The organism is Huintestinicola sp. (assembly GCF_051882455.1).
In the GTDB taxonomy this organism is placed as follows: domain Bacteria; phylum Bacillota; class Clostridia; order Oscillospirales; family Ruminococcaceae; genus Huintestinicola.
Genome location: NZ_JBJERV010000049.1, coordinates 23397 through 37937, shown reverse-complemented (window position 1 = coordinate 37937; position 14541 = coordinate 23397). Strand labels below are relative to the sequence as shown.

At 49.4% G+C, this 14541-nt stretch carries 10 protein-coding genes; 4 read left to right on the top strand and 6 right to left on the bottom strand.

Features of this window, described 5'->3' with window-relative positions:
* Nucleotides 1–152: 152 nt before the first annotated feature.
* The 3 genes from ACI4J0_RS06600 to ACI4J0_RS06590 form a co-directional block, all read right to left on the bottom strand.
* Entirely contained in the window at nucleotides 153–4232 is a 4080-nt protein-coding gene (locus ACI4J0_RS06600; RefSeq protein WP_439765024.1) for a fibronectin type III domain-containing protein, read from the bottom strand.
* A 145-nt stretch (nucleotides 4233–4377) separates the two neighbouring features.
* Complete coding sequence (locus ACI4J0_RS06595) at nucleotides 4378–4947, bottom strand: ATP-binding cassette domain-containing protein (RefSeq protein ID WP_439765023.1); 570 nt, start codon at nucleotides 4945–4947, stop codon at nucleotides 4378–4380.
* Nucleotides 4934–6364 carry a lipopolysaccharide biosynthesis protein gene (locus ACI4J0_RS06590; RefSeq protein WP_439765022.1) on the bottom strand — a complete coding sequence of 477 codons (1431 nt, stop codon included), beginning with the start codon at nucleotides 6362–6364 and terminating at the stop codon, nucleotides 4934–4936. The genes ACI4J0_RS06595 and ACI4J0_RS06590 overlap by 14 nt, the downstream gene beginning before the upstream one ends.
* Before the next feature lie 242 nt (nucleotides 6365–6606).
* Here ACI4J0_RS06590 and ACI4J0_RS06585 point away from each other — a divergent pair, with 242 nt between their 5' ends.
* The 3 genes from ACI4J0_RS06585 (at nucleotide 6607) to ACI4J0_RS06575 (ending at nucleotide 10603) form a co-directional block, all read left to right on the top strand.
* On the top strand, nucleotides 6607–7341 hold the full coding sequence (locus ACI4J0_RS06585; protein WP_439765021.1) for an ABC transporter ATP-binding protein: 735 nt from the start codon (nucleotides 6607–6609) through the stop codon (nucleotides 7339–7341).
* Nucleotides 7342–7344: 3 nt separating this feature from the next.
* Nucleotides 7345–8265 (top strand): SufB/SufD family protein, encoded by a 921-nt coding sequence (locus ACI4J0_RS06580; protein ID WP_439765020.1) that lies wholly within the window; start codon nucleotides 7345–7347, stop codon nucleotides 8263–8265.
* A gap of 61 nt (nucleotides 8266–8326) precedes the next feature.
* Nucleotides 8327–10603: a DUF4125 family protein gene (locus ACI4J0_RS06575; protein WP_439765019.1), complete on the top strand. Its 2277-nt coding sequence runs from the start codon at nucleotides 8327–8329 to the stop codon at nucleotides 10601–10603.
* Between the two features lie 65 nt (nucleotides 10604–10668).
* Here the strand turns inward: ACI4J0_RS06575 and ACI4J0_RS06570 are convergent, their stop codons facing one another.
* Genes ACI4J0_RS06570 through ACI4J0_RS06560 form a run of 3 tightly spaced genes read right to left on the bottom strand, consistent with a single transcriptional unit; the run spans nucleotide 10669 to nucleotide 12231 of the window.
* Nucleotides 10669–11130, bottom strand: coding sequence for a C-GCAxxG-C-C family protein (locus tag ACI4J0_RS06570; protein ID WP_439765018.1), 462 nt, complete (start codon nucleotides 11128–11130; stop codon nucleotides 10669–10671).
* Between the two features lie 14 nt (nucleotides 11131–11144).
* On the bottom strand, nucleotides 11145–11828 hold the full coding sequence (locus tag ACI4J0_RS06565; protein ID WP_439765017.1) for a PHP-associated domain-containing protein: 684 nt from the start codon (nucleotides 11826–11828) through the stop codon (nucleotides 11145–11147).
* Nucleotides 11821–12231: a DUF3783 domain-containing protein gene (locus ACI4J0_RS06560; protein ID WP_439765016.1), complete on the bottom strand. Its 411-nt coding sequence runs from the start codon at nucleotides 12229–12231 to the stop codon at nucleotides 11821–11823. Before ACI4J0_RS06560 ends, ACI4J0_RS06565 begins: the two co-directional genes overlap by 8 nt.
* A gap of 208 nt (nucleotides 12232–12439) precedes the next feature.
* On the opposite strand from ACI4J0_RS06560, the gene ACI4J0_RS06555 reads away from it, so the two are divergent.
* Nucleotides 12440–14470 carry a hypothetical protein gene (locus ACI4J0_RS06555; RefSeq protein ID WP_439765015.1) on the top strand — a complete coding sequence of 677 codons (2031 nt, stop codon included), beginning with the start codon at nucleotides 12440–12442 and terminating at the stop codon, nucleotides 14468–14470.
* Nucleotides 14471–14541: the final 71 nt, after the last annotated feature.

The following is a 14541-nucleotide window of genomic DNA, read 5'->3' as shown; positions in this document are numbered from 1 at the left end:
TTTCTGTATGGGTTTGTGCATATTATATAATTGTCGTTCCTTTTTCGACAGACTGAAATCAGTCACCCTTTAAATTCGGGTGACTGATTTTTTAAAATTTGTCAAGTTTAAAAAAATCTGCCGCCTGCCCGATGGGACAAGCGGCATATATATTATCTGTTTACTATCCTGTAAACCTTGTTTCTTGCTCTCCGTCTGTAAATTTCGGGGAGATATGTATTTCTGAATGTAAATACTGCGGATTGTCCGCTTGTGCTTGTCTGAGCGGTTCCCTGTGCGGCGGCAGGAGTTCCTGCGCTGGTGTCCTCGCCTATTTCGGGGAGATATACCACAAATGCATAGGGCGAGAAGCTGTTTGCGGTGAACTGCATACAGTCAACTCCTCCCACGTTCACGTGGATAGAGGGAAGTATCTCAAGCTGTCCCAGGTCGGACACGTGTACCACGGAAATATGCTCCGAATAGGGCAAAAGCTCATCGGGTACGGGAATTGTAAGGGTCATATAATATCCCGGGTTGATAGTCGCCTTTGTGTTTGTTCCTGCAACGTAAATGGCAATATCCATGGGATAAATGAGGAAGCTGTCTATTCCCTCGCCGTAGAAATTGAGCACGTCCTGGATCGCTGTCACGGTGTCGGGGCTGAGGGTAAATCTTACGTCAATGTCCGTATTGAAGGCACCCTTTCCTGCAAATGCGGAAATGAGATTGCTGTTGGACATTCCGTAGGGAGTGGTTCCCGTAATGAAGAGGCGGTAGTCCCCTGCCTCGGCATTGCTGTTGTCGGTGGGCTTGGTGCCGCCCGAAGAGGTCGGCGTTGCGGTAACTGCCAGAGAGTAGCCCGAATATACCACGCTGCCGTTCACATTCTTATATGCGGCGACCATATAGGTATATTCCCTGCCTGCGATAAGTCCCGTGTGAACAAAGCTTGTGCTTGTGACGATACCGACGGGTACAAAGCTCATCTGAGCCATATTGTAGGCATATACCACATATCCCTCTGCTCCGTCAGTCTTTTTCCAGGTGATAGTTATCTGCTCATTGCCTGCCTTTGCGGTAACGTCTGTGGGAGCATTCAGCTCAATTCCCACTGTAGCTGATTTTGCCACCGAGAAATCTCCTTCAACCAGATTATCGCCCACGTATTTATATGCGCAGACCTTGTAGGTGAAGGTGGTATTGTTTGAAAGATTTGTATGTATCGCGGTGGTTTTGGTAACCTTGTCAAGAAGATATGAGGAGCCGTCATATGCCACGAGATACACGCAGTAACCCTCTGCGCCCTTGACAGCGCTCCACTTGAGGGTTATCTGACCGTCTCCTGCGGTTACGGTAAAGTCGGCGGGGGCGGGAAGATTTATGCCTGCTCTGCCTGTTGCCTTCTGAGCATAGCCATCTGAACGCTCCTCTATCTCATTTATCATCACATAGGGAATAACGCGGTAATCATAAACGTCTCCGTTTAAGAGACCTGTATGGGTGAAGGTGGTCTGACCCCACTTTCCGATGGTCGTCCAATTGTCTGCGTCCTTGGGCGAATACTGAATAATGTAGCCGTCTGCACCGTCTACCTTGTCCCATTTTAGGATAATGCAGCCGTCTCCGCCTGTGGCGATAAGTCCCTGCACGGGAGCCAGCGTGAAGTTTATCATTCCCTGCTGCTCCTCGCTGTAGTCGCTCACATAATCCTTACCGTCAACCGTCCGGACAGCCTTGACCTTATAGGTGTACTTGGTTTTATTGTTAACAAAAGAGTCTGTATATGAATTTTTGCTGCCCTTGTATATATCGCTCTGAATGCCGTCGGGGTCTGTCCTTGTAAGGATATATTCACTTGCGCCCTTAACGGCTGTCCAGCTGATGTTGATGACCTTGCCCGAGGGTGCCACGGTGAGTTTCATGTCATTATCCACCTGTACGGTGGGGGTGAACAGGTCGGAACGGGTCTCGGTAACACTCTCGATAGGCGGATTATCGCCTATGACAACGTAGGATTTTACATATGCATAATAATTGACATCATTTTCCAGCTTCTGCTTGGGAGTAAATTCGGTAAGACCCACTACCTTTTCTTCGGGTACCACAGTCTGTCCCGACTCTCTCACTATCCTTACAAGATATCCGTCAACAGGCTCCGAGGTGCCCTCCTTATAAACGATATCCCAGGAAACTACCGCACTGTTCTCCAGCGGCTTCACATACACCTTTTCGGGGGGCTGAGGCGCAGGAGAGGGGGTCACTTTCTTTATTACCGAGGAGTAGAGAGCGGTTGCGGCGTCGGAGGCAACGTAAATCGAATATTCCACATCGTTTTCCAGACCGGTCAGAGGGTAGGTAAGATTTTTTCCCGATTTCTGGCAGTCACTTTCGCTGACCTTGATGCTTTCTGTTCTTTCAACGCCGTTTTCATCGGTATGAGTATAGAATATGGTATAAAGCTTTGTGCCGGGGTGAGAGGTGAAATTGATGACAGCCTTTTGATTTCCGCCCTTGACGCTGTTGAGGATAACGCTGTTGGAAGAATTTATCTCAACAGTGATCTTCGCAGGCGCACCGCTTGTCATACCGTCAGCGTGGGCGGTAACGGTAAATTCCACGTTTTCGCCCTGAGTGATGGCGGGGTCATTAACATTTATCTTGGCAAAATCCTGAAGATAACGGCTTGTCTCGGCAATTACAGGTCTGCCGTTGGCATAAACGCTGTAGTAAACGTCAAAGCTCGAAGTACCATCGGGACGATCCCAGGTAAGCATCCACATAGTTTTATCGGACGAAAGAGCAGCATTAAGATTTGTGGGAGAATTTAAAACTGCATCTGTGATCTTTTTTTCCGCAGAACGAGTGGTAGTGTATTCCGCTGTGGAAGTGTCCTTTTCGGGGTATACGTACTGATTTGTAAGGAGAGAACCGTCCCTGTTCAGAACGTCATAGTAGGCTACAGCAACGTATGAACGAACGCCAACGCCCTCAAAGGGAACGGGATCTTCAAAGGAATACGCACCGTTTGTCATCTGAGAAGGAGTTATCTTCAGACGGGGCGAATAGAAAGTTTCTCCCTCGTCCTTGCAGTAAAGCAGAATGTAGGATGGCTCGGAAGCCTTTGCGGGCATTGAGATATTCACTGTTGCGGTCTTGTTGCTCATTGTGGTAGATATATCGGGCTTGCCTGCTGTAAGGGGTGCAGCGCTTTCAGAGCGGGCAAACTTCCTGCTGTAAAGGGGAACATTCACATCGTTTGTGCCGTCGCCGTCATAGTCGGAGCTTGTCAGGTTTCTGAACGCTCTTACTGCATATATCTGGGATTTGCCCGATGAGCCGCTTAGCTCGACTGAGCAGCGGGTCCTTGTGTTGTCTCCCTCGGTGGCTTTGGCGGTGGAAAAGATGGTGGGCTTAGGGTTGTATTTTCCGTTTGAATATGTGTATATGGCATATCCGTCGGGCTCGGGGGTGATGTTGTCCCACTTGAGTATCACCTTTCCAACGCCGCTGTATGCGGTGAGAACGGGGATATCATCAGGTATTTCGCTGTAGGTCTGTCCATTGCAGTCCCATATTTTTGAGACCTCGGTGCTTGATATCTGAGCCGCAGCTGCTTCGTAATCGGTCTTGCTGTCGGTCCTGATATAAACGGCTGCGTCGGGGGCAAGGTTTACAAAGTTGTTTGCGCCGATGGACATATTGTCCGAATAGCCGAGAGTAATGGTGGTAAGGTTCGGCATTCCGTTAAATGCGCCGTTTTCTATCTGCAGTGCATAGGTAGGGTTGTCCTTGTAATTTTTGTAAAGGTCGGCTTCGTAGACCGATGAACGCAGCGGCTGTATCTCAGCAGCAGTAATAAGCTGCTTTGCCTCTGCGACATATTTCTGTAATGTGACATCATCCGCAGCTGCCGATATCTCCGCGCTCATTGAAATAAATGCGCAGGCAAGAAGAAGTGACATCGCCCTCTGCCAAAGGGGACGGAAGGGCAGAGAGGGTCTGCGTGCAGGCTTCTTTGATGTAAAGAAGTCAGTCTCAGGCATATCCCCGTAAGCCTTCTTTGCCTTAGGCTTGCGCTTTATCCCCAGGAAATTGCCCTCTTTATCGGACAGCGCCATATCAACGCTGCGGCACACCGACATAAACAGTATCACCGCATATTTTGCAATAAGGCAGGGCAGGAAAAGGAGAGGATTTTTCCCCGCTTCCTCAAGCCTCCTTACGATTTTTCTCTGAGTGTTGAAATCCATAACCAGACCGTCCTATCTATGTAAATATGTGTAAATAACGACAGTTATACATATATATTGTAGCACAAAAATACGGAAATGTCCATAGAAAACAGCATTTTCTATGAAAATTCCCGTAAAATTTCAGATTTATTTTTGTGCAATTTTACTTATCGAGACTCAGAACGCTGTGTACATCAAGGGGGATATCTGCGGTATCGTGGGTCACGAGAAGCACCGTTCTGCCCTTGGTATGCGCCTGTATGAGAGCGGCGGTCTTCAGCTTGTTTTCATGGTCTATCCCCTTGAAGGGCTCGTCAAGCAGAAGTATGCCGAAATCGGTGCAGAGAGCGCGGACGATAGCCGTTCTCCGCTTCATTCCTCCCGAAAGCTCCTTCACGGGACGGGCGATGTCCTCCCGTGAAAGCCCTGTGGAAACAAGCGCTTCGGCAATATCAAAGGGCTGCTTTCCCTTTAGTACAAGATAACAGTTTTCAAGAGCCGAAAGCTCCTCAAAAAGCCTGTCCTCCTGGAATACGGCGGATATTTTTCCCGAGGGGCGCTCGGATATCTCGCCCGAATAGCCCTCAAGACCTGCAATTATCCGCAGAAGAGTGGTCTTGCCGCAGCCCGACTCCCCCGATATCTGCGTAACCGAGCCGTTTGGAAGCTCTGCGGAGAGATGGTCGAAAACGGTGATATCCCCGTAGGATTTGGAAATATTACTGAGCCGCATTTTCGTTTCGTCTGCTGCCTCTGCTGAGAATTTTCCGCAGGGTCTTGATAATGGCGTCAAAATTGTAGACAAGGCACACCACAAAGCCGAGGATAAGTCCCACCCAGTAAACGCTGGGCTGTTTTGCGGTTATTACGCACATAAATACTATTATCACCGTATTTACCAGAAAACGAAAATAGTCCACACGGAAGAAGATGAACTTTCTTGCGTCGAAAAGTCTGACCGCAAAGCAGGCAAAGTAGGACGAGGCTGTGGCGATAGCCGCGCCCCAGACACCGTACTGAGGTATGAGAAGGAAATTGAGGATAATATTTACCGCAGCGGCAACAAAGGCTGTGGCACAGGAATTTACCGAGCGCTTTTTCGTGGTGTAGACTGATGAAAGGAACTGGCAGAAGCACTGGAATACCATTGCGATTATGAGAACGGGAGTGAATATCTGCGCCTCCTGGAAGCGGCTTCCCTCTGCGGTTCCCGTGAGGATAAGGGTGAGGGGCTTGCAGAGCATTATAAGTCCTGCGGCGGCGATGTAGAGGAGAGAGGAATATGCTCCGAACACAGTCTCATAGAATTTTCCGAGGCCGCGGCTGTTTCGCTCCTCGATGGAGGACATCTGCCATGCCTGATAGAACATTGTGGTAACGAGCATAAGGAGTGTGGGGAGCTTGTAGGCAATGGAATAGATACCGTTTTCCGTATCGCCCACCATATTTATGACGAACCATCTGTCGGAAGCGGAGGTCACCCACCAGAGAAGATAAGTGGGGATAAGGGGTGCGGAAAATCTGAGCATTTCACCCATGACCTTTTTGTCGATATAAAATGCGTCAACGTATTTGTGAAGCCCTGCAATTGCTGTAAGGAAAAGCAGGGAGCTTACGTCTGAGACCACAAATGAGATAACATAGCCCGTAACGCCCAGCTTCAAGCCCCATATGAGAATAAGGTTGCTTATGACCTGCACCAAAACGGTGAGTATGCCGTCGGCGGCGAAGAGCTTCACGTATCCTCTTGCCCTGACAAACTGTGAAGCCATCTGCCTGAAGCAGGAGAAATAACAGTAGATGTACAGCAGGAAGGTATATGAGCCGATAGTTTCGTTTCTTCCGATAAGGGGGGTAAAGAGCATAAATATAGTCATACCCAGAAGGACGCTGAGGTTTGCACAGGTGAATACCCTTCTGGGGTCGTAATCCTTGTCCATTCCGAAGCGGATAACTGCGTCCGCCATACTGAACGTTACCAGCGGCACAAGGACGTTCACCGTATTATAAAGAAGGTCCGCTGTAGAATACTCCGCCTCGGTCATACAGCGTGTGTAGAGCATGGTCATAAAGAAGCCCAGAAATTTTGCTCCGAAGCTGCCTATGCCGAATATCAGCGTGTTGCCCATTAGCTTTTTGTATTTGTTCATCTTTGTTTCTCCCGATCTGCTTGATACGAAATTATAGATAATGTAATTATATCACATTTTTTCTCAAAATGGAATAGATATTTGCAAAGTTTTTTCGGAAAATATTTTAGGAATACGGCAGTATGGCTATTAACATTATATTCATACTTTCTGCAAGCCGCATTTATTGACAAAAATATATCTGCATAGTATAATTATATGGATATTGGATTTTTCTGCAAATTTTTGAAAGGATGAAAAAAATGCTCGAGCTTAAAGATATACGCTGGCGGCTTCCCGAGGGGGAGGAGATACTCAAAGGCATCGACCTTACCGTTCCCGATGGCAAGCTTACCGTTGTTACGGGTCCCAACGGCGGCGGCAAGACCTCTCTTGCAAAGATAATCGCAGGTCTGTACGAGCCCTGCGGAGGCAGCATTATTTTAAACGGGGAGGATATCACCTCCCGTGACATTACCGAAAGGGCGAAAAAGGGCGTTGCCTACGCGTTTCAGCAGCCTGTGAGATTTAAAGGACTTACCGTAAGAGACCTGCTGGAGCTTTCCGCAGAGGAAAAGCTCAGTGAGGAAAGGATATGCTCACTTCTGGGCGAAGTGGGGCTGTGCGCAAGGGAATACATGGACAGAGAGGCGGACTCAAGCCTTTCGGGCGGCGAGAGCAAGCGCATTGAGATCGCTACGGTGCTTGCAAGGAAAAATGCGGATATGCTGGTCTTTGACGAGCCCGAGGCAGGCATTGACCTGTGGAGCTTCTCTAATCTTATCAGCGCATTTGAACGGCTCAAGGGCGAGGGAAGCCGCTCCCTGCTTGTAATTTCCCATCAGGAGAGGATAATGGAGATAGCCGACCACATCGCTGTCATTGCTGACGGAAAGGTCACTGCACAGGGCAGCAGAGAGGACATACTGCCCCGTATCTTAAAGGGCGATACAAAGTCAAAATGTCCTTTGGGCAAGACGAGAAAAGAGGAATGTTAAGCTATGAACGAGATCACGGGTCAGCTTCTTAAAGTTGTTTCCGACTGGGACGGCGGCAGCTTCAAGGGTGCTTACAATATAAGAGAGGACAGCGGCTGCGCAGGCAGGCAGTCCTCGGAGAATATTAAGATAGAGCCTAAGACGGACAACCCCGGCATTGTCATTAAGATAAGCGCAAAGGCTCAGAAGGAGACCGTTTATATCCCCGCCTGCATCACAAAGGGCGGCGTGGACGATCTGGTATACAATGATTTTATCGTTGAGGACGGGGCAGATGTTATTATCGTGGCAGGCTGCGGCGTTCACAGTGACGATGAGGAGGAGTCACGTCACAACGGCATTCACCGCTTCTTCATCGGCAAGAATGCAAAGGTACTTTACAAGGAAAAGCACATCGGTACGGGCAAGGGCAGCGGCGCAAAGCGGATAAACCCCGTTACCGACGTTACCATGGGCGAAAACTCCTATATGGAGATGGACACCATGCAGATAAGCGGCGTTACAAGCTCCGACCGCTCTACCTCCGCACGTCTGGGCGCGGGAGCAAAGCTTGTGATAAGAGAAAGGCTGCTGACAGATAATAACGAGACTGCCAGGTCTGTTTTTGACGTTACCCTTGACGGGGACGACAGCGGCGTTGACCTTGTTTCACGTTCGGTGGCAAAGGGCAATTCCTATCAGGAGTACAAGTCCGTCATCAACGGAAACTGCCGCTGCACGGGTCATTCCGAATGCGACGCCATTCTTGCGGACAACGGCAGGGTGAACGCCGCTCCCGCTCTTAACGCTTCAAGCCTTGACGCTTCTCTTATCCACGAGGCGGCTATCGGCAAGATAGCAGGCGAACAGATAATCAAGCTCCGCACTCTCGGTCTCACCGAGGAAGAGGCTGAGAGGAAGATAATAGACGGATTTTTAAAGTGAGTTTTCCGCCTGCGCTCTTTGTTTTTCGGGCGCAGGCGGATCTTTTAAGGAGGTCCTTTATATGAACGTCAGTGAAATTCTTCAAAAAATCGATGAACTGCTTCATGAGTGTCGGCTGGACGAGGCGGAGGAGTATATGAACAGCTGTCTTGAACAGGCACATGCTGAGGGCAGGACGGATATTGAGATAACCTTATATAATGAGCTGGCAGGCTTTTACCGTGACTGCGGAAAATTCCCCCGGTCACTCGAGTGCTGCCGCCGCTCCGAGGAGCTGCTTGACATTATCGGTGAGGGGGAAACCCCGCGGAGATGTGCGGCTCTGCTCAATTCCGCAAATGCGTGCAGAGCTTCGGGAAAGCTGAACGAGGCTTACGGATATTATGGCAAAATTTGGGATATACTTGCAAAGCTCCCCGGGGAGGAGGGACTGATATCAAGCTATTACAATAATCTTTCCCTGCTCCATCAGGAGGCGGGACGGTGGGAGGACGCAAGGGGCTGTCTTGAAAAGGCTCTGGAAATCGCGGAGCGCTCCCCCGATGGAGAAATTCGGTCGGCTATTTCCCGTTCAAACCTTGCTGTATGCCTTATAAGGCTTCATGACTGCGGCAGGGCAAAGGAAGTCCTTGCTCCCGCTATGGAAATTTTCAAGGGGCGGTCCCCTTCCGATTTCCATTACAGCGCTGCTCTGGCGGCTATGGGAGATATACTTTTCAGCGAGGAAAAATTTGCCGAGGCGGCAGAGTATTACGAAGCGGCTTTATCGGAGATCGAGCTGCATATGGGCAGGAATAATTTTTACGATACGGTCATGGGCAATCTGGCGGCATCGTATGAAAGATCGGGCGGAAGACCCGTTCTAAATGGGGCAGAGCTTTGCAGGCGGTATTTTGAAGCCTTCGGCAGACCTATGCTCAAGAGGAATTTTTCCGGATATCTTGACAAAATTGCCTGCGGGCTTGCGGGAGAGGGTTCGGAGTGCCTGGGCTTTGATGACGAGCTTTCCGCAGACCACGATTTTGGTCCCTCATTTGTGATATGGGCGGACGATGATACCTATGAGAAGATAGGCGCGAAATTGCAGGCAGCTTATGACCTGCTGCCAAAGACTTATATGGGTATGAAGAGGCTTATCACCCCTCAGGGAACGGGTCGGACGGGAGTTGTGCGGATATCCGATTTTCTTGGTAAATTTACGGGCTGCTGTCATGTTCCCGAGAGCCTTGAGGAATGGCTTTGCACCGATGACTCACTGCTTGCCTGCGCTGTGAACGGCGAGGTTTATATGGACTATTCGGGCGAGTTTGAGGATATACGCCGCAGGCTCAGGACAGGTCAGCCCCAGGCTGTGAGACTTAAAAAGCTGGCTCAGCAGCTTGCTCTTGCGGGTCAGAGCGGTCAGTACAATTATCTCAGGGCGGTAAAACGCGGCGACAGCGCGGCGGCGTTTGTGGCTCTGAGCGACTTTATGCAGAGTGCGGCAAGGGCGGCTCATATCCTGTGCAGGAAATTTGCGCCCTACAGCAAGTGGCTTTTCAGAAGTACGGAGCAGCTGCCTCGTCTCGGGGAAATTGCCGGTATGATACGGGATATTTCCGAAGGTAAGAATGCTATGGATAATATTGAGCGGATATGCCGTATGCTCGGTGACGAGGTGCGTTATCAGCTTATCACAGACAGCAGGGAGGAATTTCTTCCGCGGCTCGCGGAGGAGGTCTCAGCTTTTGCGGACAGGGTGATAATTTCCGAGGAAATTATTGCCATGGAGTGGAGCTGGTTCGACAAGGTGCAGAACGAGGGCGGCAGAGCCGACTGTCAGGACGACTGGGAGACCTTTTCCATTATGCGCAGGAGTCAGTATTACTGCTGGAACGAAGAGCTTCTGAGCTCGCTGCTCCTTGATTTCAGGGCTGCGCTTGAAGACGGCAGAAATCCCATTCGGGAGAAATACGGCTATATGATGGAGTCCACCGCTCCCGGAAGATTTGCGGAGGTAAGGGACACTCTGCCCGAAATTTCCGAGGAAAAGGCGGCTATCAGAGAGGCGGTCATTGCCATTCAGGTGGGCTGGATGGAGGAATTTGCTGCCCGGTTCCCGAAGCTTGCGGGCAGCGCAAGAGTCATTCACACCTATGAGGACTCCCCTGCTCAGACATCTTATGAGACCTATCTCAGGGGCGAGCTTTCCACCTATTCGGATATGACCTTGAAGCTGTACGGCGGATTTATCGTTAAGGTCAGCAATGACGAGAAAAATCTTGCCCGCATGATAATGGAAAGGTCTGTTAAAATGTACGGATATGACAGTCTTGAGGAGGCGGAGGAGAAGGCTTGATAAATAGCATTGACCCCCAAAAACGGGGCTGCTGCAATTGTGTGCGGCAGTCCCGTTCGTTATTGTTATTTTATTTTGCCGATGGAAATGAAATACTCCTCCAGTATCTCCGCTGCGTCCTTTACAAGGTCGCCGCAGGGACGCTTTTTGTAGTATTCGGGAGTGCGCCGGTCGGGGATATGGGTACCCTCGGGCTTGTCAAGTCCCAACAGTTCCTTGCAGATGATGCTTTTATTCTTTTCCCTGAAATTTTCTGCCAGGGTCTGTATCATTTTGTACGTTCTTTTCTTGCCCTCGGAGTCATCGGGGTCGTCATAGCCGCTGACAAAGCTTGCCGCCATAAACATTCCCGAAACTGCTCCGCAGACCTCTCTCATTCGTCCCATTCCCCCGCCGAAGCCAGAGGAAAGCATTGCAGAGTTTCTTTCATCAAGCCCTGTTATGTCCGAGAATGCCATAAGGACGGACTGGGCACAGTTATAGCCGCGGGTAAAATATGCTTTGGCTTTATCGCCTCTTATGCTCATTTTTTCATCTCCCATCAGAATTTTCTGTCAAGCAGTTTAAGGGTGCCGTTTTTGACGGCGTCTGCATAATCCTTATATGATGTGAAGGGAGCTTCGCTCACAACTCCTCCGCCGAACCATCTGTCTGTGGTATTATGGGCGTCCGAGCCTGCGGTGACGGGCAGGTCATACCAGCGGGCAAATTCGGCGGCGTGGGAGTTGAAGGGGGTGTCGAGTGGGTGGGAAGCGTTTATTATCTCGATGGCGTCCACAAAATGGGGACAATGCTTGGTGGCTCTGATATAGGGATAATCCCTGAAGGGGTGCGCCTGGACCGCAAAGGCTCCCTCGGAACGGGCAAGCTCAAGAAAACGGGTAAGCTCCATTTCAAGGATATAGTCGTGATCAAGGAGCCAGCTTTTATCAAGACCGTATATCAGAAAATCCGAGCCGCCGTCCCCGTACTCAAAGCCGAAAAACACCTCAAGTCCTATTTCCTTTCCCTTTGCGAGTGCGTTTTCATAGCCCTTGCAGAAAAGCTCTATCCGCTCATTCCAGGGAAGGTCACGGGGAATACAGCTGTTGCCGTTGAAAAAATGGTCGGTCACAAATATGCCGTCATAGCCCTCAGACTTGTATTTTTCTGCCATCTCGGCTCCCGAGGAATGGGCGCAGGCGCTGGCTTCCATGGTATGAAGGTGAGTCTCGTATTTATACATCTTTATCTTCCTTTTCCTTATGCATTATGCGGTGTTCCTTTTCAAGCTCGTTCATAAGCTCCGTAAGGGTCATTGTCTGATTTGCACCTGTGACTGCCGCCTTGAGAGGTATGCCGCCCAAGCCGTTTGAACGCATATCGTCAACTATGCGGCTGAGCTTCTTCCCGTCCATGCAGGAGAATATCACGCACTGCCTGCTGTCGGAGGTCTTTTCACAGTCTGATGAATAAAATCCGGGAAAGCCTGCAAGATATCCCACCTGCTCCCCTGCGCTCTCGGGAGGGAGCACTGCAAGCTCCGTTTTCATCCGCATTGCCACCCCGCGGAATTTTTCCTCTTTCTCTTCGTCAAAGCCATAGATAAGCAGCTTTTCCTTGGGGGTGTTCATTATCCTCGCTCTCATATTTCCTCTGCCTTTCTCTTGCGGTACGGCGGTTTTTCTGCTTCGTAACCGCTGTAACCGAAGTGTAACCATTTGTTTCCTGTTTGTTACTGTATTATAGCACATTTTTTATTGACATTGCAGTCTGAAAATGTTAAAATTTATTGTAAGGAGCAGATCTCCCATATTTATTAAAAGATATAGCTAAAATTAAAAAGGAGGAACTATAATGACAGCAACAAGAAATCATTTAAAAGCGGCAGTCAGTTTACTGCTTGCCCTTCTGATGGCTCTGACATTCGTTACTTTCCCATCGGAAGTCTCCGCTCTGGGTCTTAATGCAACAAGCATCACAGTCACCAAGGGCTACGGCGTTACTTTAAAGGTAACTGACGGCTCAAGCGCTACATGGTCGTCCTCGGACACCTCCGTTGCAAGCGTTTCAAGCAAGGGCAAGGTCGTTGGAAAGAGCGTGGGCACTGCCATCATCACCGCAAACGTGGGCGGCACTCTTCTCACCTGCAACGTAAAGGTCGTTGGCGGAAAGTTATCCCTCAGCTCAAAATCAGTTGAACTCGAAAAGGACGAGGTAAAATATGTTACCGTAAGAGCCAAGGGTTCCCACGGCATCAAGGCTTCCTCCGGCGATAAGAGCATCGTTACCGCTTCATGGGTAAAGCCCTGGAAAAATGACGATATCCGCCTCAAGCTCACCGCTAAGGGCTCGGGCAGCACTACTGTCAAGATCTCTATGACAAAATATCCCGATGTATACACTACCATCAAGGTAACAGTCAAGGGCAATGACGCTGTGCTTCTCACAAGCCAGACCTCCGTTACCACTAAGGTAGACTCCCAGGCTTCCGTTGTTATCTACAGCGATGTGAACAATATGGTCGACTACACATTCGGCGACAACACCATCGCAAAGCTCACCGAAGGCACATGGAAGGACGGCTACTGCACTCTCGGAATAACCGGTCTCAAGGCAGGCACTACCACTCTTACCCTTACTCGTAAGGACAATCCCGCCGTTAAGAAGCAGATAACAGTCACTGTTTCAGGCTCGGGCTATTATGTAGTATGCACCACTCCTCCCCAGAAGCAGGCAAACGGCGATGTTATCCTCAAGTGGACTGACAGCAAGACGCTGATGACCAAATATATGCTCGTTCCCGCAAACTACGATATCGCTAAGGCAAATTCCGCAGTTGCTGCTGACAGCAAGGTTTACGAATACTACACCGTTTACGATGTTGAACCTGCAAAGCCAGCTTCCACCGATTCTATCAACAAATTCTCCGCTACAGTTGACGGAAAGTCTGTCACAAGATACGTTCTTCTCCCCGCTTCTCCCGATACTCCCACATACAACACCGTTGTAGCTGACTACACAGGCACTGTTGAATACTGGAAGGTTTACAACAAGTCCCCCGAAGGCAAGAAGTTCCGTTCTACAGATATCGTCAAGAGCTGGACTGCTACCGTAAATTACAAGGCTGTTACAAGATACATCCTTCTTCCTCTCAACTATTCGGAAGAAAAGCTCAACGAGATCATTGCGGCTGACTCCGGCATTTCTCTGGGCGGTTACTACTCCGTAAGCGAGAGCCGTCCCGCACTGAAGGCTTCTACCGACAAGATCATTGAGTTTACCGCTTATGTTCAGGGCATCACAAAGACCTGCTACGTACTTGTTCCCGCAAATTACGATGAGGCTAAGGTCAACGACGCTATCGCAACCTACAGAGGCTACTTCGACACATGGCTTGTATACACCATAAAGCCCGTATCTCAGGTACCTACCGATATCGTTCAGTCCTGGACAAAGATCATTGACGGAAAGAAAACCATAAGATATATGCTCCTTCCTCTCGGTTATGACGAGGCTCTCTTCAAGGAGTATATGAACAAGGACCTTGGAACATCTTCATCTGCTTACTACACCGTTTCCACAAATTATCCCGTTCCCATCGAATCTACCGATAAGGTCTGGATGTGGTTCAATACAAGAGAGGGCGTAACAAAGTATATGCTTCTCCCCGAAAAGTACGATGTCCTCAAGAGAAACGATATTGTAAATGCCGACACAGGAACATTCGACTACTACACCATCTACTCCAAGACTCCTACCAAGAAGAATTCCGACGATGTTATCCTCACTCCTATGTACAACGGCGGCGTGGTTTATATGCTCGTTCCCAAGGACTGGGATCAGAACAAGGTAAATCAGGGTCTTGCAGGTCTTCTTGTTACCTGATATGGCAAAAGATATACAACAACAAAACGGATAAATAAAAAAAGATAAATATTAAAAGAGCGTCGGTCAAA

What these genes read in the sequence shown, in the direction of transcription:
- ACI4J0_RS06600 (WP_439765024.1), bottom strand. Translation starts at nt 4,232, where the DNA reads ATGGATTTCAACACTCAGAGAAAAATCGTAAGGAGGCTTGAGGAAGCG.
- ACI4J0_RS06595 (WP_439765023.1), bottom strand. Translation starts at nt 4,947, where the DNA reads ATGCGGCTCAGTAATATTTCCAAATCCTACGGGGATATCACCGTTTTC.
- ACI4J0_RS06590 (WP_439765022.1), bottom strand. Translation starts at nt 6,364, where the DNA reads ATGAACAAATACAAAAAGCTAATGGGCAACACGCTGATATTCGGCATA.
- ACI4J0_RS06585 (WP_439765021.1), top strand. Translation starts at nt 6,607, where the DNA reads ATGCTCGAGCTTAAAGATATACGCTGGCGGCTTCCCGAGGGGGAGGAG.
- ACI4J0_RS06580 (WP_439765020.1), top strand. Translation starts at nt 7,345, where the DNA reads ATGAACGAGATCACGGGTCAGCTTCTTAAAGTTGTTTCCGACTGGGAC.
- ACI4J0_RS06575 (WP_439765019.1), top strand. Translation starts at nt 8,327, where the DNA reads ATGAACGTCAGTGAAATTCTTCAAAAAATCGATGAACTGCTTCATGAG.
- ACI4J0_RS06570 (WP_439765018.1), bottom strand. Translation starts at nt 11,130, where the DNA reads ATGAGCATAAGAGGCGATAAAGCCAAAGCATATTTTACCCGCGGCTAT.
- ACI4J0_RS06565 (WP_439765017.1), bottom strand. Translation starts at nt 11,828, where the DNA reads ATGTATAAATACGAGACTCACCTTCATACCATGGAAGCCAGCGCCTGC.
- ACI4J0_RS06560 (WP_439765016.1), bottom strand. Translation starts at nt 12,231, where the DNA reads ATGAGAGCGAGGATAATGAACACCCCCAAGGAAAAGCTGCTTATCTAT.
- ACI4J0_RS06555 (WP_439765015.1), top strand. Translation starts at nt 12,440, where the DNA reads ATGACAGCAACAAGAAATCATTTAAAAGCGGCAGTCAGTTTACTGCTT.